Here is a 22,320-nt window from a genome sequence, read left to right on the forward strand (position 1 = left end):
CGTATAAAAAGATCGACCGCCGTGGCTGCCTACTCGGTCTTCGAGACCGAGACGGCGCTGTGCTTGTACTCGGGGATCTTCGCGACCGGATCGAGGTAATCGCCGGTCAGCCGATTGACGAGCGGGTCGGCGTAGTGGAAGGTCATGAAGACCGTCCCCTCGGCGATGGCGGGGGTGACGGCGACCTCGACCTCGACCTCGCCGCGCTCGTTCTCGACTCGCACCCAGTCACCGTCCTCGATGCCACGTTCCTCGGCATCCGTGGGGTGCATCTCCAGGACGTCCTCGCCGCGCATGCGCATCAGGGTCTCGGTGCGACGGGAGAGCGCCCCGCTGTTGAAGTGCTGCATGACCCGGCCGGTGGTCAGTACGAGTTCACCCTCCTCGACGTCGTCGCCCGGTGAAATGTGCTCGACGAGCGCGAACGGGGCGGTCTTCTCGCCGCCGTAGAACTCGTCTTCGTGCAGGATGTCCACGCCGGACTCGGCACCCTCGAAGAACGGCCAGCGCTGGTAGCTCTCGCCGATGCCGTCGTAGGTGATGCCCGCGTAGATCGGACTCACGCTCGCGAGTTCCTCGAAGACCGCCTCGGGACCGTCATAATCGATCTCCAGGTCGGTCATCCGGCGACCGAACTCGGAGATGATCTCCAGGTCTGACCTGGCATCCTCGGGCGGGGAGCGCATCTGTCGGACCCGCTGCAGGCGGCGGTCCGTGTTGGTGTAGGTCCCGCTCTTCTCTGCCCAGGCGCTTCCGGGCAGGATGACGTCTGCGTACTCGGCGGTCTCGGTCATGAAGAGGTCCTGGACGACCAGGAAGACCTCCTGGAGGTCCTCGTGAATCCGGTCGGAGTGGGGCTCGGTGACCGCGGGGTTCTCGGCGAACACGTACAGGCCCTGGATCTCGTCGCCCGCCGCGTGACTGGCCTCGACCTCGGTCAGCCCGGGTTCGGCCGGCGGCTCGAAGCCCCAGGCCTCCTCGAAGTCGGCCCGGACCTCGGGGTCCTCGACGGACTGATAGCCCGGCAGGGAGCTCGGGCTCGCGCCCACGTCGGCCGCGCCCTGCACGTTGTTCTGGCCGCGAAGCGGGTTCACACCCGTCCCGGGCTTGCCGATGTTGCCCGTGAGCAGGACGAGGTTGATGAGCGCGTGGACGTTGTCCGTCCCGTACTTGTGCTGGCTCATGCCCATGCCGGTGAAGGAGGCCACGCGGTCGGCCTCGGCGACCTTGTGTGCGGCCTCCCGGATGTTCTCCTCGGGCACGCCCGCGAGTTCGGCGTTCTCGGCGACGTCGACGTCGGCGAGATGCTCCTCGAAGGCCTCGAAGCCCTCGGTGCGCTCCGCGACGAACTCCTCGTCGTGGAGTTCCTCCTCGATGATGACCTTCGCCATCGCGTTCAGCACCGGGATGTCATAGCCCGGGGTGACCCCCACGTGCAGGTCGGCCTGCTGGGTGGTCTGGTTCTCCCGCGGGTCGATGTGGACCATCTCGGTGCCATCCCGCAGGGCGGCCCCGAGATAGGAGTTGAAGATGACCGGGTGCTGCTCGGCGGGGTTGGCCCCGCAGACCAGGAACAGGTCGGCCTCGCCCAGGTCGTCGGTGGTGTTGGTCATCGCGCCGACGTTGAGCTGTTTGCCCATCGCGGCGACCGTCGAGGCGTGACACATTCGGGCGCAGTTGTCGATGGTGTTCGAGCCGATCTTGCGGGCGATCTTCTGGAAGAGGTAGTTCTCCTCGTTGGTGCAGTTCGAGGAGGCGAAAAAGCCCAGCGCCTCGGGGCCGTGTTCCTCGACGATCTCCCCGAAGTTCTCGGCTACGCGGTCCATGGCCTCCTCCCAGGAGGCGGTGACCAGATGGCCGTTCTCCCGGACCATCGGCTGGGTGATGCGGTCGTCCGCATCGAGCATCTCGAAGGCGGCCGCCCCCTTGGGGCAGAGTTCGCCGCGGGTGTTGACCGGCGCTTCCCAGCCGGTTCCTTTTCCGTTGTCTTCGTTGTAGGTCAGCCCACATCCGACCCCACAGAAGGGACAGATGGACTTCTTCGGCTCCAGTTCACCGTCGCTGGATGTTGCCATTCTACTTTCGTGGTTCGGCGTTCTCCAATATAAGAGAGGCGAAATTCGTCCGGGTTCTCGCCGCGAGCAAGAAGCTTTAAAAGCCAGGACGGGCTTTCTCCGGTACTGGGTTCGTGGTCTAGTGGTTATGACGCGTCCCTTACAAGGACGAGATCGGCGGTTCGAATCCGCCCGAACCCATTTGCAGCGACTCTCACCTCGCAGCGACCAGCGTGCTGTGTCGCTGCGATGAGATCGCGGTCGTAAATTGCACCTTTTGCAGCGCTTCGCTCGCTGGCGCTCGCTTCGCTTGCAAAACCTGCACCAAAAGGCTTCCTCACCCCCTTCGGGGGTTCGTCGCCCCGAGCGCTTCGCGCTCGGTGGTCTCGCGAACGAAGTGAGCGAGACGCCATCAGAGCTTGCTCTGATGGAAAACCGGCGACCTACCGGGTCCTTCGGACCACTCGGTCGCCGGATGTTCTCATGCTCTTACTTTAAGCAGAATTTTTGGTGGTCAGGGGGCACCGTGTGAGAATTGGTGAGTGGATTTGAGCCTTGGATAACGACCGAGGAGTCGAAGAAAAGCCACCGCAAGCAAGTGCAGTCTTGCTCTTCATTCTATACGACTCACTCGGGTATGGGAGTGATTGGTCATCTGTCAATTGACTGCTGATGTGTCGAAGTAAAACCTCTGTGATTAGTGGATGCGTCTCTCCTAATTCTGGATAAGCACCACGACCACCGGAGAGGAGCGGAAGTCTATTTGACAGCAAGAGGTATTGGATGTGTATTTGGATTACTAGGTGATAGATAAGCCTCTCTATCAAAGAAGAAGCCCGCAACTGGGCTGATTGGATTACAAGGTATCAAGTCAAATATAATTTTTGCCCTTCTTGTATGAAAGTTTCTACGAACCAGGATTCAAGTCGTATTTTTCCTCCCTCAACTTAAATGCCTCATCTCCACCTTCCAGAATCCCTTTCGCCTTGTCTCTAACTTCGGCATTCTCCAATGCGCCTCCTTCAAATGAAATTAGACCTTCATTAAATTCTGCAATAATAACTTGTTCGGAGTCAGTATTCACCACTAAATTCGCATCATGTGTGGCTAAGAAAATCTGCCGGTCCTTCTTCGCATCACGGACAGCACCAATCAATTCTTCGAAAACAAATTGATTATCGAGGTTTTCCTCTGGTGAGTCTATAATCAATGGATGCTCTCCTTTGGCTAAATATATGCGCAGCAGAACCGTCCCTTTTTGGCCGCGGGAAAGCTGTGCCATAGGAATTTCTTGATAGTAAATTTCCTCAGACAACCGGAGACAATCACCATACAACAGTGAGTCAAAATCTATTGGATCACGGGAGTCAAGCAAGTTCTCTCTATGATTCTCCAGGTCGAACAAGTATTCACCAATCTGCTCACGTAGATCATCCGGCCTAGAATTCGATACAATACGATCCAATTCTTTTACAAGCGGTTTTATATCAGAGCGGTTCACTGATCGATTGTCGAGCATATCTACAAAATCATGAGTCCGATTCTCCTCCAATTCAATCTGAGGTTCAAACTCGATATCTTCAAGAACAGCCGTTTCTCCCTCGGAGAAATCTGACGCAATGTTGCCGTATATCTCTTTAAGATCAAAAAACGCATCTACATAAGAGATAAACACGTTTTCGCGCTTTTCTTTTAATTTCTCTGTCTTGTCGAGCATGTCCGATAGAGATGATAAATTATCTTTCGAATTCTCGAGTCTCTCCTCTATTTGCCGCTTTTCCTCCAATAAGTTCGAAAGTTCCTCGTCAACCTCATCAAGTTTCTCAAGTTCGCCGCGAATTTCTTCAATATCGTTTGATAAATCTTCCTGTGTGGTTTTTGCCTCTTCTCTAAGGATGTTCAAACTTTCTCGTTGGTCATCTAACTCTATGCGATCAACCGTTCGATCGGTATCGATCAACTCTTTTCTGTCGTTAATACTTTTTAGCAATTCATTCAGCTGCTCCACCTCTTCTAACGACGAATGGGCTGAATTGATGTCCTCAATGAACTCGCCGACAGCCTCAAACATATCATCAAGATCATCCAACTCAGATTGGAGTTCCTCCGCTTCCGTTTCCTGCAGTTCCTCTTCATTTGCTTCTTTAAACTGTTCGATTTCTTCTTTCTTATTGTCTAAGAGTGTCTCAATCTGGATCCGATTCGTCCTCTCCTCAGCAATATCAGCCTCAACCTGTTGGGGATTTATCTCGTGCAATTCAGCGTTAATACTTCTGAGATTTTGGGCAAGGTCGCTAATCTCCGATTTCTTTTGTTCAAGATTACTAACTAACAGTGTTGTATCTTGACGTACAGATTCCGTGACTAGCGTTCTAATCCGATCGTGCAATTCATTACCTTTCTCACAGTATTCGACGATTTTGCCCTGAGGTATGTGAGAAATATCAGGGCCCTCGACGGTTTCAGGCTCCAGTATTTTCTTGGAAAATGGTTGTATATCGCCTCCCTTGAATGTTAATTCCGTTTCAATAGTTGGGGACGAGTCTTCAATGCGACTAATAAACGAGTTTTCGTCTTCAGCATGCTCTCGTGTTCTCCGATTGAAGCAATTCGCCACAAAATCTAGAAGTGCGGTTTTTCCAGCACCCTGATTTCCAATTACAGTAACTAAATTTGAATTGAAGGGGATATTCTCATCAGCAATCTCTAAGTCTGTGTTGACATTTCCGTCTCGGATTTTCAGTGAATCAAGCGTGTGAATCTGAGTAAATCCTTCTGGGGAAGTGGGCCCAATATGTAACCTATCAATGGGTTCAAAAACCACTTGTTTTAGGCCTTCAAAGGAATTATTGGCCTTTACCCAACAGTACCGATCTTTATCGGGTTGACATAACCTTTTAAAATTGTGTGCATCAGATCCATGCAGCACGGGTTTTAAGGAGCCAAATTCATCTTTGAACTCCTTTGCTGATAAATCAGCTTGTCCGGTTGCCCAAGCGCGATCGTTTGGATTCCCGGAAAACAGTGCATGGGATTCAACGAGTAATTGCCTACGAATTTCTGCATCTTGACTAAACCAACTAATCTCACTCCACTCAGCACCGGAAAGAACAATGAGGTGGTTTCCTTCAAAAATCGAGGGTCTATCGTCAATTTCGTCAACAATTTCTCCGAAATCTACCCATGCGTATTTACAACCTGCTTCAAAGTCGCTCAAAGTGTTACTATCTTCATGAAACCGTTTAGCTTGTTCACCAAGAGCCTTCAAAGACGCAGGTCTTAGCGAGCGTTCTTCATCTCCATCCAATTTGATTGTCAAATTTGTCAAAAATTCTTGACGAATATTATCCACTGTTACGTCCTCCGAAAAGACAACATGTAGATTCACACGATTGTGTTCTCCGGTAAAAGTCCCCAACCGAAATTCAATGTTTGGTAGAATAACGTCAAAATTATCTAAATAGCCGTGGGCCCGTAGATGCTGGATTATTTCATAACCCTCAAGAGAAAAGTAGTCTGTAATCGCGATATTATCCACATTATCTACATCTTCAAGTTCGTCAATGAATTTCGTCCAAATCAGAGGATCTAATCGCTCAGGTGTATCTAAATCGCTCAATTCAGGTATAGGATCTAGGTCTTCTCGTTCCGATTCAGATATTTCATAGTGGGATTCGAATGAAAGTGGAGTATGCACATGGAGGTCCCACTTTCTCCATTCTGAGCCTCGGTTAACTGTCATAGGGTGGGTGTGAATTGATAGACTATTAAAGTTTTTGACAATCTGGATTTAGGGTCTAGTCCCAATGGGGAATTACTGGCGAAGAAAACGCAGAATTCCATCTCTACTAGAGAAAACTATTTAGAAATCTAAAGGAAATCTATGATGCCTACAGAGTCGTGACTGTGCTCAATTTTTCCTCATGAGACACTCGATGACGCATTCCGCCGTATCTTCAAGAGCTTTCCCCGAGTCAGCAAATTAACTACCAACGAGCTTGTCGAGGTAGAACTTTTAATTCCCGACAGTCGCTTTCGCGGCTTCCTTTTTTTTAGTGGTCGACGAACAGTCCGCAAGTTGTGGGCATCCGTAAGGGCTTCTGAAAAATCAAAATGAGGGGAAAAAGACGCACCAAATGAAAACACCCTCAAACCCTCCCCTTTTGCTGCGCTCGGTCGCGAACCAACCTCACTGGCAAAAACTGTCGCACAGGAGCGATGCTCCTGCTGGGCGTCGTTAGAAGTGTTGCTTCTGACTGCAACCTAGACCGCAGAGCAGTGTGGCACTGCCACTAAGCGAAGTTTCGTGAGGACACCAAAATCCGTCGTCACCCCCTCCGGGGGTTCCTCGGCCCGAGCGCTTCGCGTTCGGTGCTAAAACTGGTCCAAACGCACCAGCGAGGGAAGCCAGGAATGAAACTTTTCCAGTCCGAAAGACGATATGAGTTCCGTCCTTCTGATTTGGGCAAATATGTCAACCTGGGGAACTGTCCTGGTTCTCATTCTGTATTTCCAACCCGGTTTCGTGCAAGACCAATCTCGGTAGTCCCTGACTGACGTGGAGCAGTAAGCAAAATTTGAAGGGGCCGACCACCAGTGCTTGGTGTATGAGTATTAATGGCGACAACGGGAAATTCGAGAAAAGCCTCTGGCAATCTGCCCAGGGGCTTCGTGGGCCCGTTGAATCTGCTGAGTACAAGCATATCGTTCTTGGGCTCCTTTTTCAAAAGTTTATGTCGGACGCATTCCAGAAGCGCCGCGAGGAATTGCGGGAGCTGACTTACGACGAAGACTCAATGTACTTCTGTGGCGATGACGAAGATGAGCGCCAGTTCATTCTAGAGGACAAGGACGCCTACCATGGTGAGAACGTCTTCTACGTCCCAGAGGAAGCTCGGTGGGAGTACCTGCTCGAAAACGCAACCGATCCTGACATCGGCGCAAAGGTCGACGACGCAATGCGGGCCATCGAGGATGAGAACCCAGATCGTCTCAATGGAATGCTGCCGAAACGATATTCCCGGATTCCACAGGACACCCTAGAAGGTTTACTCAACGAGTTCGCAGAGATTGATCTCGGCAACGGAAAAGACACGCAGGACGAGGACATTTTCGGCCGCGTCTACGAATACTTCATCAAAGAATTTGCCCGACAAGAAGGGCACCGTGGCGGCGAGTTCTACACTCCAAAATATGTCGTCGAACTATTAGTTGAGATTTTGGAGCCCTTCGAGGGCCGAATTTTTGACCCTTTTAGTGGCTCTGGTGGGATGTTCGTTCAAAGCCACAAGTTCTTAAAACGAAAAGGCGGAGACGACAGTCAGCTATCGATCTACGGGCAAGAAGTCAACGACGCCACTTGGCGCATTTGCAAAATGAATCTTTATCTTCGGGGTATTGATGGGAACATCCAGCTTGGCGACAGCATCCGAAACGATCAGTTCCCCAATCTCCGGGCAGATAAGATCATCACAAATCCTCCGTTCAACATGAGCGAATGGGGGAAAGACACTGTTTCAGATGATGATTCCCGGTTCGAGTATGGTATGCCACCCTCGAACAACGCGAACTTCGCCTTCATACAACACATGATCTCCCATCTCGACGACGACGGGATGGCGGGGACAGTCATGGCGAATGGATCGATGTCTGTTCAGGGCCAAGAAGGTGAGATCCGAAAGGAAATCATTGAAGCCGATCTATTAGATGCCGTAATCACTCTCCCGGGTGAACTATTCTATACTACCTCGATTCCGGTTTGCCTCTGGATCATCAGCAAAGGGAAAGATTCGGACAGATACCGGAATCGAACGGACGAAACACTGTTCATCAACGCAAAGGATCTCTACGAGTCGATCGACCGCACCCAGAATCGTTTAACGGAGGATCATATTCAGACTATCGCGGATACAGTGCGGGCGTATCGCGGTGAGGAGGGTGTAGACGATTATGAGGACGAGACTGGGTTCTGTAAGGTGGCAACGACGGATGAGATAGCCGACAACGATTATATGGTAACTCCCGGACGGTATGTGGGCATCAATCGAGATACCGAAAACGAGGTTCCGTACGAAGTGAAGATGGAAGAGTTGTCTGCCGAACTCCGTGAGCAATTTCAGCGCTCGAACGACCTTCAGAAGGAAATCGAAGCAAACTTGGAAGAGTTGGGATTCTGATGACACAAGAAGAAATTGAAGCCTTCGTTGAGGAAGCGAAAACGGCGGAGGTGAGCGATGAATACGGCCCGGGAAACGAACGCTGGGAGATGCGTCCTCTCTCAGAACTTATGGAGCCTGTCCTTGGCAAGACCCCGAAGCGAAGCGAGGACGAATACTGGGGTGGCGACATTCGATGGGCCAGCGCAAAGGATATTTCGCAGTCAGAAACGCGACACGTCTACGACACCGCCGAAAACATGACTGAAGCGGGGAAAGAGGCTAGCAACGCCAAAATCCTCCCAGAAGGTACTGTGGTCGTTATCGCTCGCGGTGCGACTATGGGACGTGTGGCACAGCTTGGCAAGCCGATGGCGTTCAATCAGACTTGCTACGGACTAGACACTGGTGAGGAATTGCTGGATGACTATCTCTACTATGCATGGCAGTATGTGTTCGGTCAAGTTCAGGCGGTTTCGTATGGAACGGTATTCGATACAATTACGATGAAGTCATTTGAGGATATTGAAATTCCGGTTCCACCGATGCCGACTCAAAAAAAGATCGCTCACGCCTTAACGGCTGTAGACGATAAAATCGAATCCAACATTCAAATTTCTGATAAACTAGATCAAGTTCAGGAAACAATATTCCGGAAACAGTTTGTTGAATTTTCAAATCATAATGACTTCAAAATGACTGATATTGGAGAGGTTCCAAATGAGTATGAAGTTAAATGTCTGAATGAAATTGCGGATATTGAATTAGGGAATTCACCAAAGTCAGAGTATTACAACGAGGAAGGAGATGGACTTCCATTCTTTCAGGGGAGTAAAAACTTCGGAATGCACTACCCTGACGTTGAAAAGTGGTGCACGTCGCCAAATAAGACTGCTGAGGAGGGTGATATACTCATCAGCATACGTGCCCCAGTAGGCGATCTGAACAAGGCACAATTCAAATGCATTATCGGCCGCGGTATAACGGCACTATCTATGAAAAATCACCGAAATGAATTCCTCTACTACTTATTGAAAACGAACGGTCATAGATGGGAGCAATACGCCTCAGGTACAACATTCAATTCCATTAATAAAGGGAATATTGAGTCCTTTAAAGTGGTCTATCCTGGATCGCAAGAAATTGATTGGTTTAATAAGCAAGTTGCCGCCCTATCAGAGAAAATTTATTCATTACACTGGGAGAACGAGTATCTAGAGGAGCTCAGGGATGAATTGATGCTGCCTCTCATTAGTGGCCGTGTTACTCTTGACACGTAAAGACCCAAGTTGCTATACTACAATGAGTGATTCAAATGGGTCTCGATGAACTAAATCTGGCCGAGAAACCGGCCATTGAGATCTTTCGAGATCTTGGCTATGGCTACTTGCCCTCCTCTGATTTAAGAACTTCAAGACTATCAGTTAGTGATGTTATACTTAAGGATCGTCTTCGAGACCAAGTCAGGACCATCAACCCAGATCTGCCGGAAGATGCCCGGGAAGAAGCAATCCGTCATCTAACGAGTACGCAATCTCCAAACCTGCTGGAAGACAACCAACGGCTTCATCAACAGTTAGTTGATGGGGTTCAGGTCGAATATGAGCAAGACGGTGAGCAAGTTGGCCGCTTCGTGCAGCCAATCGACTTCGAAAACCCGGAAAACAATGATTGGCTCATCACCACGCAATTCACGGTTCAGGTTGGAGACAATCCCCGACGAAAACCGGATATGGTCGTCTTCATCAATGGACTTCCAATTGGTGTTCTCGAATTCAAGAATCCAACTGACCCGAAAGCGACGCTAGAGAATGCGTATGACCAAGTCAATAGCCGCTACCGGGACGACATCGCCCCGCTCCTCCGCTATAACGAAGTAATCGGGCTAGCAGACATGAATGAGGCCCGTATCGGATGCCTGGATGCCGGGTGGCAGTGGTACCGCCCGTGGCGTTACATCGAAAAGGAAGGTGATGAACGGGACCTGCCAGAAGAAGAGGTCCTTCTTCGGGGGGTGTTCAAAAAGGAACACCTCTTGGACCTCATTGAGAACTTCATAGTTTTCAGCGAGAAGGATGGGCAGCCAGTAAAGATGCTGGCAGGGTACCATCAGTTCTACGGCGTCCGAGAAGCCGTAAAAAGTGCGAAGGAAACCCAAGGAGACGAATTAGGCCGAATCGGTGTCTATTGGCATACTCAGGGCTCTGGAAAATCGCTCTCGATGGTGTATTTCGTTCGGAAGATTCGTCGAAGCAGTGACTTTGGCAACCCGACGTTTGTCGTTGTGACCGATCGGAACGAGTTGGATGAGCAGATTACGCACACGTTTAGCGATGCTGGATATAACGTGAGTTGGGCTGATAGCATCCCGGACCTGCGCAACAAACTGGACCGCCAGGCTGGCGGGTTGATTTTCACCACGATACAAAAATTCCAGACTCACGACGACGAACGCCAACATCCAGTCGTTAACGAGCGTGAGGATGTGATTGTGATGGCAGACGAGGCCCATCGATCGCAGACGAAAGAGTTGGGGCAGAATCTTCGAGACGCACTCCCCAATGCCTCCTTCATTGGCTTCACTGCCACCCCGATTCACGATGGCGACAACGCAACTCGGGTGACCTTCGGTGATTACGTCAGCCAGTACACCATCGATCGTTCTGAAGAAGACGGCTCAACCGTCCCGATTTATTACGAATCGCGCTTCGCAAAACTCCAATTTAATAAAGAGGCTATCAGCGAGTCTGTACGGGAATTACTTGACTCGGGCGACGAGGAACTTGAGAACGAACTGATTGGGAAGTGGACCAACCTTCGTCGCATCATCGAGAACGCGGACAACCGTCTGAAAAAGATCGCGGGTGACATGGTTGGTCACTACAATGATCGTGAAATCGAGGGGAAGGCAATGGTCGTTTCCATTAGCCGGAAGGCAGCAGTAAAATACAAACGCTATATCGAACAGCAACCTAATGCCCCAGAAGTTGGCGTGGTCATCTCAGAGCCAGAAGAGTACATTGACCAGCCTACGAGTGAGGACAAGCTCAAACGGCGATTCAAGGATCCGGACGATCCTCTCAAGATCATAGTTGTCTGCGATAAATGGACCACTGGATTCGACTGTCCTCCATTGCATACCCTCTACATCGACCGACCGATGAAGAATCACAATCTGCTTCAGACGATAGGAAGAGTAAATCGAGTTTATAAGGACAAACCGGGAGGCCTTGTCGTGGACTATATCGGCATCGCAGAGGACTTGCGCAAGGCCCTGGACAAATATACATCTGATATCCAGGAGATGGCGATGGTTGATGTCGGAACTGCCGTCGAAGTGATGAAGCAGAAACACCATAAAGTCACCCGATACCTCACTCGTGTCGATTACGAGGGCTGGCAGGAACTCAGCAATTTAGAACTTTCCCGACTAATCCATCGTGCTGAAAGTGAGGTTATTGCGACTGAAGAGAAGCAAGAAGAATTTCTGCAAGCGGTGTCGGAGCTCAAACGCGCCTTCGCCTTAGTGACACCTCATAACGCAGCCAGCGAGATTCGCTCTGACCTCCTATTCTTCGAGGCAGTCAGAGATGGCATTCTATCCTTAGATCCAAAAGGGAAGACGGGACCAACTGAAGTCGAGTCAGCGATGAAAGACCTGATTTCAGAAGGTGTTACAGCAGACGATGTGGTAGCAATCGCCGGATTTGACAAATGGAAATCCGAGGAACCGATCGTCAGCGACGAGTTCCTCTCCGACGTCGAGAGTGTTGAGCAACCGGAGCTACAGGTAAAAATGCTTGAAAAGTTGCTTCGAAACGAGATCTCGACGCGGAAACAGCAGAACCTGGCAAAGTACGAATCCTTCCAGGAGGAGTTAGAGGAGACGCTCAACGAGTACAACAATCAATTTCTGACCACCGAGGAAGTGATTCAAGAACTGCGTAATTACGCAGAAAAGCTCAAACAGGAAGATCGGCGAAAAGAACGATTAGGACTCTCAGCCGAAGAGTTGGCGTTTTACGATGCAATAGCAACAAATACTGAAACAGAAATTGACAGTGAATTACTTCAGGAAATCGCCCAAGAGGTGTGTGAAATGCTGAAAGAGAATGTAAATATCGATTGGACGAACCGCAAGGCGATGCGGTCGAAGTTGAAAACTAGAGTAAAAGGTTTACTCCGAGAAAATGGCCTCTCCCATAGTGATTATCAGCCTCTCGTCGACCCGATTGTGCATCAAGCTGAGGCCTTATATGGTGATGTCTCCGCTAGCGCCCATTAGTTGTCACAATGACTGATAGGTAGTGGGAATGATTTGACTGAGCCCCGCAATTTTCCAATTGCATATTTTTGCCTATGACCGCCGCCACTATTCAGCTCCGCAAAGACCGCCCGTTTCGGCGGAGGGGCCAAGATTTGGACGGGAATCCGAAAGGGGCCGACCGCTCGGGGAAGGCGCGGGACGGAAGCACCGCAACGAGCAGCGCGAGTGAGGAGCGCCACGACCGCACCGACCCGAGCGGGAGGGGGCTTTCGAAGGCGGTGGCGTTACTGCAATCGCTCCCCACCCAAACCCATCCAACCACAAAATTTAGCCAGAGCGGACTTTCAAAAATTCCGCCCCACTCTCCCACCCCACTCGCAAAACAACCAAATCCCAAGCCTAGCCCCCACCTTTAACCAACAGACCAACCCAGTCCACCACGTGCCCATCCAACGCCGTCGCCCGCTCCAAGCCATCTACGACGACGTTCGAGACCACGACCTCGTCATCGTCCCCAACAACCCGCTCGCGGACGCCCTCAATCGACGCCTCGACGAACCACACTTCGGCACCTTCGCCACCGCGCCCCGCCGACTCGCCACCGGCCGCCGCGAATCGGCCGAGGATCGCACCGCGTTCCTCGAACTCGTCGACCGAACCGACCACCCCTGGAAAGCAATCGCCTACGCGGTGGGGAACGTCCTCCAGTGCTGGGAACACCAGGGGACCCCCACTGCGATCGAGGACTACCCGGCCTTCGTCGACGAGACGACCGCGGCGGTGCTTGAGGTCCTGGGCGACCTCCAGACCACCTCCGGCCAACTGCAGGCCTACGAAACCCCCACAGACCAGTCGGTCGCCGTCGTCGGCTTCGACCAGCTCACCACCCTCGAACGGTCGATCCTCTCGCCGGACGTCGACCACGTCGACCTGTTCACCGAGGAAGCGTTCTCGCTGCCGGAGTTCCACGTCTTCGACGGGTCCAGTGACATCGTCGATGCCCTCCTGGATACCGTGACCCCGGAGAACGCCGCGGACGTGGGAGTCGTCCTCGACGGATCGAGTCGCTACTCCGCGCTCGTGGAATCGGCCCTCGAAGCCGCCGATATCCCCTTCTACGGCGGGCCGGGGTTTGCCGACGACCCGTTCCACCGCACCTTCCTCCGACTCCTCCGCGTGGCCCACCGGGGCTCGGACACCACGGTCGAGGACGTCACACCGATCTGCACCCAACTGGGGATCGACGTCCCGATCGAGCACGCCGAAAAGCGGCTCAGCGAAGTCGACCATCCCGGGCTCGACTGGTGTGCCACCGTCACCGACGGCCCGGCCGCGGAGAGCTTCGACGCGGCGCTCCAGGCTTTCGAACGACAGGCCGACCGGGAGCTCGATGCACTGCGAGCAGAGCTCGAAATCCTCGGGCTCCTCGAGGCACAACCCACCGAAGAGCGCGTGCAGGATCTCGCGTACTATCTCCAGACCTACGACGTCCCGATCGATCGGGAGAACGAGGGTGTGCTCCTCGCGGATGCGACGTCGGCGGGATACGTCGATCGACCCGTCGTGTTCTTCCTCGGAATGGACGAGGGCTGGACCCACTCGGCACCGAACCGGCCGTGGGTCGACGCCGAGGCCCAGTACGAGCGGTACATCCGTCAGTTCCAACTACTCGTCCAGAGCGGCAGCGAACAGTACTATCTCGTGCAGGATACCGCCGGCGGACAGCCGGTGACCCCACCCCTCTATCTCGACGAACTCCTCGCCGAGGAGTTCGAGCGTTTCAGCGACCTCGACTCGGTGACCCACTCCAGAATGGAGCCGACAACTGGGACGGGGTTCGACCGGTCGCCAGTCGATGTCGACCCGACGACCATCCAGACGATCAGCCAGTCGAGTTTGAACCGCTACGTGAACAGCCCTCGTGATTATCTCTTCAGCCGCGTGCTCGACACCCCCGACAAGGACTATTTCCGGGAGGGGAATCTGTTCCACGACTTCGCCGAGTTCTACGTGAATCACCCCGAACGCATCGGAACCGCCGAGATCGAGGAAATCGTCGACGTGATGATCGACACCGTTCGGCCCTTCTTCAGCGACAGCGAGGAACCGCTGCGGCGCCGGAAGTACCGGATCGGACTCGAAACGATCGTCGAGTACCTCGAGGAATACGGCCCCGAGGATCACGACTTTCTCACCCCGGCAACTGGGTGGGGCTCGAATTTCTTCGCGGCGTACTTCGACGCGCCCGTCGACTCGCCGCTGACCGAACGCTGGTTCGAGTCGACCGATATCGGCGTGAAGGGGAAAATCGACCTGGTCCGCTCTCCGACCCACCTCCTGGATTACAAGAGCGGGTCGAAGAAGTCGGCCACCCAGGTCCGCAAGGGGGCCGCGATCGATCCGCCGGCCGATATCCCCAACTTCCAGGCCGCGCTGTATCTCGCGTATTTCCGGTCACAACAGCCAGACGAACGAATCCAGTTCACCTTCTTCCACTTCCTCGAGACGCTGGATGAGGCCGTCACGGGAACGCCGAATGTGGACGAGACGATGACGACTGTGACCTACTACCCACACACCTTCGACGCGTTCGTGGCGTCCCGGGAGGCCTATGACACCCTGCTCGATGGCTACAACGATTGCGTGGAGACCTTCTCGGACCTGGGGTTCGAGGAGTATCGCGAGATCGTATCGAATCGCTCGTTTCCCGAAACGACGGAGAAAGACGAACTGCGGTCCTCGGCATTCGCCGACGCGTTCACCACAGCGGTCCAGGCGGGTACGAGTGACGACGTCGACGCCGAGAAGGGGGCAGACCAGGCTATCCGAGCGCTAAACGCCATTCGGCGGCGGGCGTTTTTCGAGGGGGACCTGGATGCAATCGAGGCGTTTGTCCAGGACCGAATCGAGGAGATCAACTCCTATCGAGCCGGATCGGGGCGATTCCCGATCGACGGTCCCGGCGGGGAGCCCAACTACCGGCGGATCGATTACCGGGACCTGCTGCTGGAGGGTGAACGATGACCGCCATCAAACCCAACGCGCAGCAACGCCGGCTCATCGACGAGACTGAAGGGACCTACCTCGTCGATGCGGGGGCGGGAACCGGAAAAACCCTCGCCGTCACTCGGCGGTACGCGAACATCATCGATCAGCCCGGTGTCGAACCGGACGATGTCCTTCTCGCGACGTTCACCACCAGTGCGGCCACCGAAATGCGTGAGCGAATCGTCGAGCACTCCGGGTATGGCCTCCAGCAACTCGCTGACGCACCGATCCGGACCTTCCACTCCCACGCCCATCACGTCCTCGACGAACACGGGTATGCCGCCCCACGCCATCTCGGCATCGACGACCGCATCACCGGATCGACCCGGCTCATCGAAGACGAACTCGTCGAGACCGAACTGTTCCGGGAGTTCATCGGGCAGTTCCGGGACCGCCATCCGGAGTACGCAAACCAGTTTCGCGCGATCGACGACCAACTCGATCTCCTCGATCTCATCACCCAACTCGCTGCGAAAGGTGTTATCCCGACCCAAACGGGCTGGTATCGCGATTCCGAAGCCCACCTAACGGGTGCATTCGACGAGTTCAAACACCAGTTCGACGCCGTGAACCAGCCCCGAAACGGTGGGCGCAAGCAATCGACACTCCGCGAAAAACTGGGCCGCTACGGCACAAACAAGACGTATCTTCCGGACGCTCCCGACAAAGGAGAACTCCGGGGCGGGCGGGGGACGAAGCAAATCGACCCCGCCATCGCGAAGCGAGTGTTTGCCGGGGATCGATCGTCGCTCAAAGCCTTCGTTCACGACGTCTACTTCGAATACCTGGAGTTCGCGCTCGGCCGGAATTACCTGAATTTCGGCTTCCTGCAGGTGTTGGCGTACGTGTTGCTGCTGGAGGATCACGACCTTCGAGCGCGACTCGAGTTCGAGTACGTGATGGTCGATGAGTTCCAGGACACCAGCGAAATCCAGTTCAAACTCGCGCTGTTGCTCGCCGGCACCGAAAATTTCGCCGTCGTCGGGGACTGGAAGCAGAGCATCTATGCCTTCCAGTACGCCGATGTCGACAACATCCGTCAGTTCGAGAAGCGTTTACAGCGGTTCAGTGTGGCGTTGAACGACGACAGAACGCGAGTGAAATTCGAGACCCCCGAGGTCACCGCTATCAGGTTGTCCGAGAACTACCGCTCCACCCAGTCCATTCTCGACTTCTCGAAACACGCGCTTACGGTTCCTGCAACCGACAACGAAGCCGTCGAAAACGTGGCGCTCGGTGATGCGGACGCCCTGTCGAGTAACGCGCCGTTCGACCAGAGCCACATCGAAGCGATTCACCACGAAGACGAGCCCGAGGCGGTCCTCGCGAAGATTCAGCACATGGTCGGCAACGACGCGTATCCGGTCCCTGACGAGGACGGAAACCCCCGGGCACCCGAGTACGGGGACATCGCGGTCCTGACCCGAACCCGGGATTACGGCCGGGAATTGCTCCAGGCCGCCGAGGAGTACGACTTCCCGATGGCCTACGACGGGGGCGTGGAACTGTTTCGCACCGACCCGGCCAAGGTGCTGCTCGCCTGGCTCCGAATCCTCGAATCCAACGCCGACAGAGGCTGGGCGGTCGTCCTCGAAGCAGCCGGGTACACCCTGGACGAAATCGATCACGTGCTCTCGACGGGGGACTACCCGGCTGCCATGACGGGGTTCCGGTCGAAGCTGGCGGAGATGGACACGGTGGCGTCGGTCGCTCGCCGTGTCTTCGATCGCTACGGGTTCCACGGGGAGTACGCGGACGTGATTCTGGACACGATCGAATCCGTCCACCAGGCGACGACGTTGACCCGCGGGGACCTGATTCGCTTCATCACCCGGGCAATCGACAACGGGGCGACCCACGAGGTGCACACCAGTGCCGGCGATGACTCCGTCACCGTCCAGACCATCCACGCGGCGAAGGGGCTCGAATATCCCATCGTCGTCATGGCCAACATGAACGACGGCCGATTCCCGCCCTCGACCCGGGACTCGAATGCCATCAGGTTCGAGGAGTCCGTGGGGCTCAGGCAGCGAAAAATCTACGCCGAGGTCGGTGAGTACCCCCACGTCTATGACAACTGGCGGGACGACGTGCTCCGGCACTGTCTGCCGGATGGGTACGACGAGGAGCGACGGCTCCTCTATGTCGCCATCACCCGGGCGAAACAGCATCTCGTCTTCGCCGGCGGCGAGGACCCGAATCCCTTCCTCGAATCCCTTCCCGTGGAGCTGGACGAGGGGCGCACCGACGTCGCCGAGGTGACCGAGGAAACCACGACACAGGCCCAACTCCCCTTCACCGTCTCGTCGCCGGACGGCCCCGTCGGTCTGAATGCCCACGACCTGATGGACGAATCGGTGTTCGAAGAATCGGGCGCTGGCGAGACGGCCAGTGGTGGAGGTGGGCTCGATTTCGGCTCCCGTGTCCACGAGTTCGCCGAGCAATACGCCCTCGACGGATCCGGTGAACCCGAAACGGAAGACGAGCAGCGAATAACCGACCTCATCGACTCCCTGGACGGGGAACTATACGTCGAAGCGCCCGTGACGTTACCCCTCACGATCGACGACCAGCGGGTAACGATTTCTGGCATCGTCGACCTCGTTCACGTGACTCCGAATCGCGTGGCGATCATCGATCACAAGACCGATCGAAGCCGGCGTGGAGTCCCCGAATACGCGATCCAGCTGAGCGTCTACTATCACGTGCTCGCGTCTGCGTACCCGGACCGGGAAGTCGATGCGAGTCTGTATTTCACCGCTGACGGAGAGCGGGTCCCAGTCGAGCCGACAGCCATCTCGCAGCTTCGAAGGCGCGCCCGGGACCTCATTTCGAACTCCTGAACGCCCGTCGTAGTCGTTCAGGACAGCCGGCCGTCAATTTCCGTGGTCGTCCCCGAGCGGTCGTAGGCAACGGCCTGCTCGGGGCGGTCGCCCTCGTAATCGGGTGGGACATACGGGCAGAGCGGGTCGCTCTCGAAGGGATCGCCCGTGTAGGCGTACGCCCGGGACCGGCTCCCGCCACAGACGTTCCGATACGAACAGGCCCCACACTTCCCGCGAAACCGGTCCTCGTCGCGAAGTGCCTGGAAGAGCTCGCTATTTCGGTAGACATCGACAAGCGACGACTCCCGCACGGACCCGGCAGCCAGCGGGAGGAACCCGGAGGGATACACCGCGCCGGTGTGGCTGACGAAGGCGAACCCATCACCGGCTCTGATGCCGCCGGAACGACCGATCGCATCGTCCGGCCCAGGTGACCCGGCTGCGGACCGCTCCGATTCGATTGCGACCCGGCGGTAGTGTGGTGCTTCCGTCGTCTTCACTCCAAAGGATCGCTCGCCCGCCTGATCGAGCAGCCACTCCATGACGGACTCCGCCCGTTCAGGTGGAATCGGTTCGAGGAGCCGTCCGCGACCGATCGGCACGAGGAAGAAGACCGACCACAGGACCGCGCCCAGATCCTCGACCAGGTCGGCGATGGCCGGGAGGTCATCGACGGTGGACTGCGAGACCGTCGTGTTCACCTGGAGCGGAATCCCCTGTTCGGCGGCGCATTTCGCGGCGGTGACGGTTTGCTCGAAGGTGCCCGGCTCGCCTCTGAAGGTGTCGTGATTCGCCGGCGAGGAGCCGTCGAGACTCACGGCGAGTCGTTTCAGGCCGGCTGCGTCCAGGTCGTCGATGACGGCTGGATCGAGTGAGGACGTGCCGCTGGGGGTCAAGGTCATCCGCAGTCCCAGCTCCGTGCCGTACTCGATTAGCTCCGGGACATCCGGCCGTGCCAGCGGATCGCCGCCGGAGAGGACGACCAGCTGGTTCTCGTCGAATCGGGCTGCCTCCCTGAGCAGCGCCTTTCCCTCAGCCGTGGTGAGCTCCTGGGGGTGACGCTCCGGCTGGGCGTCGGCCCGGCAGTGCTCGCATTCGAGATCACAGGCCTGGGTGACCTCCCAGATGAGGACGAAGGGCCGTTCGTTCGTGTCGACGGTGTTCGGTGGACCCATTGGCTCCGCTTTGGGGCTCTCGCGGAAGTGCCCACACCCGAACATATTCAGACTCCTACCGCACGGGGGCAGACCCGTATTCACCGCAATTTGGGGGGCCGTCGCTCAGCCAAGCGTTCGGGCGAACCAATCTGCAGCCACGTCGGCCACCTCCTCGAGCTCGTATTCTGCCTCGAAGAGGTGATTGGCTCCCTCGACGACGTGCAGCGATTTCTCGCAGGTGAGTTCCGCCAGTGCCTGGCGGTTGTATTCGAGCACCTGCGTGTCGGCCCCGCCCACGATGAATAGCGTGGGAGCGGTGACCTCCCCGAGCACGTCACTCGCCATATCCACCCGGCCACCACGGGAGACGACCGCGTCGATGTCGTCCCGTCTGGCCGCCCCACGCAGCGCCGCGGCTGCGCCGGTGCTGGAACCGAAGTACCCCACGTGGAGATCCTGGGTGGTTGGCTGCTCTCGCAGCCACTGGGTCACCGCGACCAGCCGATCGGTCAAAAGTGGGATGTCAAAGCGGTTCTCCCGGATCCGATCCTCCTCCTCGGTGAGAAGATCGAATAGAAGGGTCCCCAACCCCGCCTCGCGAATGACCTCCGCGACGAAGTTGTTCCGTGGGCTGAGCCGACTCGATCCACTCCCGTGGGCGAATACCACCAGCCCGGGCGCGTCCGCCGGAATCGATAGCGCTCCCGGTAGTTCGACCGTCCCGGCCGGGATCTGGACCGAATCGCCCGTCGGTTGAGTCATAGTGGACTTGACACTTTCTAACTGGTTCAGTCCACCTGCTCGTTCCCGAACTGTGGGAAGTGTCCCCAACCTACAGGGCCGCCGCGGACGAATCTGCCGCCCGATGCCAACGTCTCGATTCAGGGACCGGGCTGACGCGGGCGAACAGCTGGGCGAGGCCCTCCGAGAGCGGGGGATCGAGGCGGATCTGGTGCTCGCGATACCACGTGGGGGGTTGCCCCTCGGCCGGGCCGTCGCCGACGCGCTCGACGCGCCACTCGACATCGCCGTGGCGTCGAAGATCGGCGCGCCGGGAAACCCCGAGTACGCGATTGGAGCCGTCGCGAGTGATGGGACCGTCTGGCGAAACGAGGGCGCGATCCGCGGGACCCGTGCCGACGAGGAATACTTCGAGCGCGAACGACAGGCGGAGATGGCAGTCGCTCGCGAGAAGGCCGAGACCTATCGCGCCGGTCGGGCTGAGCCCGAGCTATCGGGCAAGACTGTCGTTCTGGTCGACGACGGCGTGGCGACCGGCTCGACAGTGCGAGCGTGTCTGGCGATGCTCGACGCGGCAGACACAGAGCGGATCATCCTGGCGGTCCCAGTCGGGCCGCCGGACACGATCCGCGAACTGCGTTCGGTGGCCGACGAGGTGGTCTGCCTCCAGGAGCCCTCGAGTTTCATGGGCGTCGGGCAGTTCTACGAGCGGTTCGATCAGGTCACGGACGAGGAGGCGATGGCGTATCTGTCCTGATCAGGTGTACCGCTCCGGTTCGGGTGACAGTTCGGGCTGTTCGAGCATGTTCGTCCGGATCTCGTCTGCCCGGTCGAGCATCTCCTGGTAGTCCTCCCCGAAGAGGTGGAACCGAGCCAACCAGAACCCGCTCGATCGGGTCTGTTCGATCTCGTCCTCGGGGTCGACGAAGATCTCCACGTCGGTGTCCGGGACGGATCGAGCGTACTCGAAGTCCAGGAACTCATCGGCCTGGCCCTCGCCGAAGGTGATCACGTGGAACTGGGTCCCCATCGTCTCGTAGTCGGAACCTGGCTCCCAGTCCGGCGCAACCGCCTGGGTCTGTTCGGGATTGTCGGCGTGGAGATGCATGATCCCCTCGTACACCGAGGTACCGAAGGCCCCCTCGTAGAGCGGTTCCCACACCGACGCCGTCCGGCCGTTGACCTCGGTGATGACGTGTCGATCGGCGAGTCTGAAGATCTCCACGTTCCAGAAGCTCTCCTCGAAGCCGTGCTGGACGATGGCCTCCCTCGCGATGTCGATCAACTCCTCCTGGGCCTCGGTCGGCAACGTCGAGGGTGTGGAGTAGTTGTCGATGGCGAGTGAGCCGTCGTCGTAGTAGTTGTGATCGGAGATGGCCCAGACGTGCAGCTCGCCATCGGAATCGACCCATCCCTCGACACAGTGCTGCGTCCAGTCCTCCAGGGGCTCCTCGACCAGCATCATGTCCGTGGTCGCGAGGGGATAGCGCTCCGTGTCCACGAAGGTGTCGAAGAAGTCCATGAACGGCTCGGTGTACTTCGGAAGCTCTTCGCGAACCGTCTCCATGGCTCGGTCGTATTCCCCGCGGTCCTCGACCCGGTACTGCAGCAGGGTCATCGTGAGGAAGGGCGGTTTGATGTAGGCCGGGAACCGGGGCTCGTTCCCCCACTCCCCGGTCTCCAGGTCGATGTAATCGAACCAGGGAACGTTCGGCTGGTGCATCCGGGAGTAGTACTTGTGATCCGCGAGAAAGACGGGTTCGAGCTCGGGACCCGGGAGGTCATGACGGTCGACCAGGACGCCGGCAACCAGGTTCGCCACGTCGTGAGAGAAGAGTACCCCGTCGATGTCCTCCCGTTCGACGTAGTCGGAGGCCCGCTCGGTGTACTCGACCATGTCGAAGTCCGACCCCGGCTGTGGGTAGTCGAAGTCCTCGTCCTCGAACCAGTGGAGGTCGTAGGGTGCATCGACCTTGCCCATGTTCTCGTGGTCGCGCTCGGTCGGGAGCAGTACCAGCAGGTCGACACCGTCGCCGTTGTCAGGCATACCCATGCTATAGCATAGCATCGACC

11 protein-coding genes and 1 tRNA gene are annotated in these 22,320 nt (G+C 56.2%); 7 read left to right on the forward strand and 5 right to left on the reverse strand.

What is annotated here, in order from left to right:
• Positions 1 to 29: 29 nt before the first annotated feature.
• On the reverse strand, positions 30 to 2,075 hold the full coding sequence (fdhF, locus tag RH831_RS04825; RefSeq protein ID WP_310553123.1) for a formate dehydrogenase subunit alpha: 2,046 nt from the start codon (positions 2,073 to 2,075) through the stop codon (positions 30 to 32).
• Positions 2,076 to 2,182: 107 nt separating this feature from the next.
• On the opposite strand from fdhF, the gene RH831_RS04830 reads away from it, so the two are divergent.
• Positions 2,183 to 2,255: transfer RNA gene (locus RH831_RS04830), tRNA-Val, on the forward strand.
• Between the two features lie 706 nt (positions 2,256 to 2,961).
• Here RH831_RS04830 and RH831_RS04835 read toward each other — a convergent pair.
• A complete protein-coding gene (locus RH831_RS04835; protein WP_310553124.1) occupies positions 2,962 to 5,796 on the reverse strand; it encodes a TrlF family AAA-like ATPase in 2,835 nt (944 codons plus the stop codon).
• An 865-nt stretch (positions 5,797 to 6,661) separates the two neighbouring features.
• On the opposite strand from RH831_RS04835, the gene RH831_RS04840 reads away from it, so the two are divergent.
• The 5 genes from RH831_RS04840 (at position 6,662) to RH831_RS04860 (ending at position 18,367) form a co-directional block, all read left to right on the forward strand.
• Complete coding sequence (locus RH831_RS04840) at positions 6,662 to 8,230, forward strand: N-6 DNA methylase (protein WP_310553125.1); 1,569 nt, start codon at positions 6,662 to 6,664, stop codon at positions 8,228 to 8,230.
• Entirely contained in the window at positions 8,230 to 9,489 is a 1,260-nt protein-coding gene (locus tag RH831_RS04845) for a restriction endonuclease subunit S (protein ID WP_310553126.1), read from the forward strand. The genes RH831_RS04840 and RH831_RS04845 overlap by 1 nt, the downstream gene beginning before the upstream one ends.
• A 35-nt stretch (positions 9,490 to 9,524) precedes the next feature.
• Complete coding sequence (locus RH831_RS04850) at positions 9,525 to 12,494, forward strand: type I restriction endonuclease subunit R (protein ID WP_310553127.1); 2,970 nt, start codon at positions 9,525 to 9,527, stop codon at positions 12,492 to 12,494.
• Between the two features lie 423 nt (positions 12,495 to 12,917).
• A complete protein-coding gene (locus tag RH831_RS04855; RefSeq protein ID WP_310553128.1) occupies positions 12,918 to 15,500 on the forward strand; it encodes a PD-(D/E)XK nuclease family protein in 2,583 nt (860 codons plus the stop codon).
• The gene (locus RH831_RS04860) at positions 15,497 to 18,367 is read left to right on the forward strand and encodes an ATP-dependent DNA helicase (RefSeq protein WP_310553129.1); all 2,871 of its coding nucleotides are present in this window, start codon (positions 15,497 to 15,499) and stop codon (positions 18,365 to 18,367) included. The genes RH831_RS04855 and RH831_RS04860 overlap by 4 nt, the downstream gene beginning before the upstream one ends.
• Positions 18,368 to 18,384: 17 nt before the next feature.
• Here the strand turns inward: RH831_RS04860 and RH831_RS04865 are convergent, their stop codons facing one another.
• Positions 18,385 to 19,569 (reverse strand): TIGR04053 family radical SAM/SPASM domain-containing protein, encoded by a 1,185-nt coding sequence (locus tag RH831_RS04865; RefSeq protein WP_396275424.1) that lies wholly within the window; start codon positions 19,567 to 19,569, stop codon positions 18,385 to 18,387.
• A 60-nt stretch (positions 19,570 to 19,629) separates the two neighbouring features.
• Positions 19,630 to 20,268, reverse strand: a complete 639-nt coding sequence (locus RH831_RS04870) for a dienelactone hydrolase family protein (protein WP_310553131.1) — start codon at positions 20,266 to 20,268, stop codon at positions 19,630 to 19,632.
• 103 nt (positions 20,269 to 20,371) lie between these two features.
• Between RH831_RS04870 and RH831_RS04875 the strand changes: the two genes are divergently transcribed.
• Positions 20,372 to 21,004: a phosphoribosyltransferase family protein gene (locus RH831_RS04875; protein WP_310553132.1), complete on the forward strand. Its 633-nt coding sequence runs from the start codon at positions 20,372 to 20,374 to the stop codon at positions 21,002 to 21,004.
• Here RH831_RS04875 and RH831_RS04880 read toward each other — a convergent pair whose 3' ends face one another.
• A complete protein-coding gene (locus RH831_RS04880; protein ID WP_310553133.1) occupies positions 21,005 to 22,300 on the reverse strand; it encodes an ATP-grasp domain-containing protein in 1,296 nt (431 codons plus the stop codon).
• Positions 22,301 to 22,320: the final 20 nt, after the last annotated feature.

Source organism: Halodesulfurarchaeum sp. HSR-GB, assembly GCF_031432215.1.
Classification (GTDB): Archaea; Halobacteriota; Halobacteria; order Halobacteriales; family Halobacteriaceae; genus Halodesulfurarchaeum.

Excerpts from the sequence above, each read along its gene's own strand:
- fdhF (WP_310553123.1), bottom strand. The coding sequence starts at position 2,075 with ATGGCAACATCCAGCGACGGTGAACTGGAGCCGAAGAAGTCCATCTGT.
- RH831_RS04835 (WP_310553124.1), bottom strand. The coding sequence starts at position 5,796 with ATGACAGTTAACCGAGGCTCAGAATGGAGAAAGTGGGACCTCCATGTG.
- RH831_RS04840 (WP_310553125.1), top strand. The coding sequence starts at position 6,662 with ATGAGTATTAATGGCGACAACGGGAAATTCGAGAAAAGCCTCTGGCAA.
- RH831_RS04845 (WP_310553126.1), top strand. The coding sequence starts at position 8,230 with ATGACACAAGAAGAAATTGAAGCCTTCGTTGAGGAAGCGAAAACGGCG.
- RH831_RS04850 (WP_310553127.1), top strand. The coding sequence starts at position 9,525 with ATGGGTCTCGATGAACTAAATCTGGCCGAGAAACCGGCCATTGAGATC.
- RH831_RS04860 (WP_310553129.1), top strand. The coding sequence starts at position 15,497 with ATGACCGCCATCAAACCCAACGCGCAGCAACGCCGGCTCATCGACGAG.
- RH831_RS04865 (WP_396275424.1), bottom strand. The coding sequence starts at position 19,569 with ATGTTCGGGTGTGGGCACTTCCGCGAGAGCCCCAAAGCGGAGCCAATG.
- RH831_RS04870 (WP_310553131.1), bottom strand. The coding sequence starts at position 20,268 with ATGACTCAACCGACGGGCGATTCGGTCCAGATCCCGGCCGGGACGGTC.
- RH831_RS04875 (WP_310553132.1), top strand. The coding sequence starts at position 20,372 with ATGCCAACGTCTCGATTCAGGGACCGGGCTGACGCGGGCGAACAGCTG.
- RH831_RS04880 (WP_310553133.1), bottom strand. The coding sequence starts at position 22,300 with ATGGGTATGCCTGACAACGGCGACGGTGTCGACCTGCTGGTACTGCTC.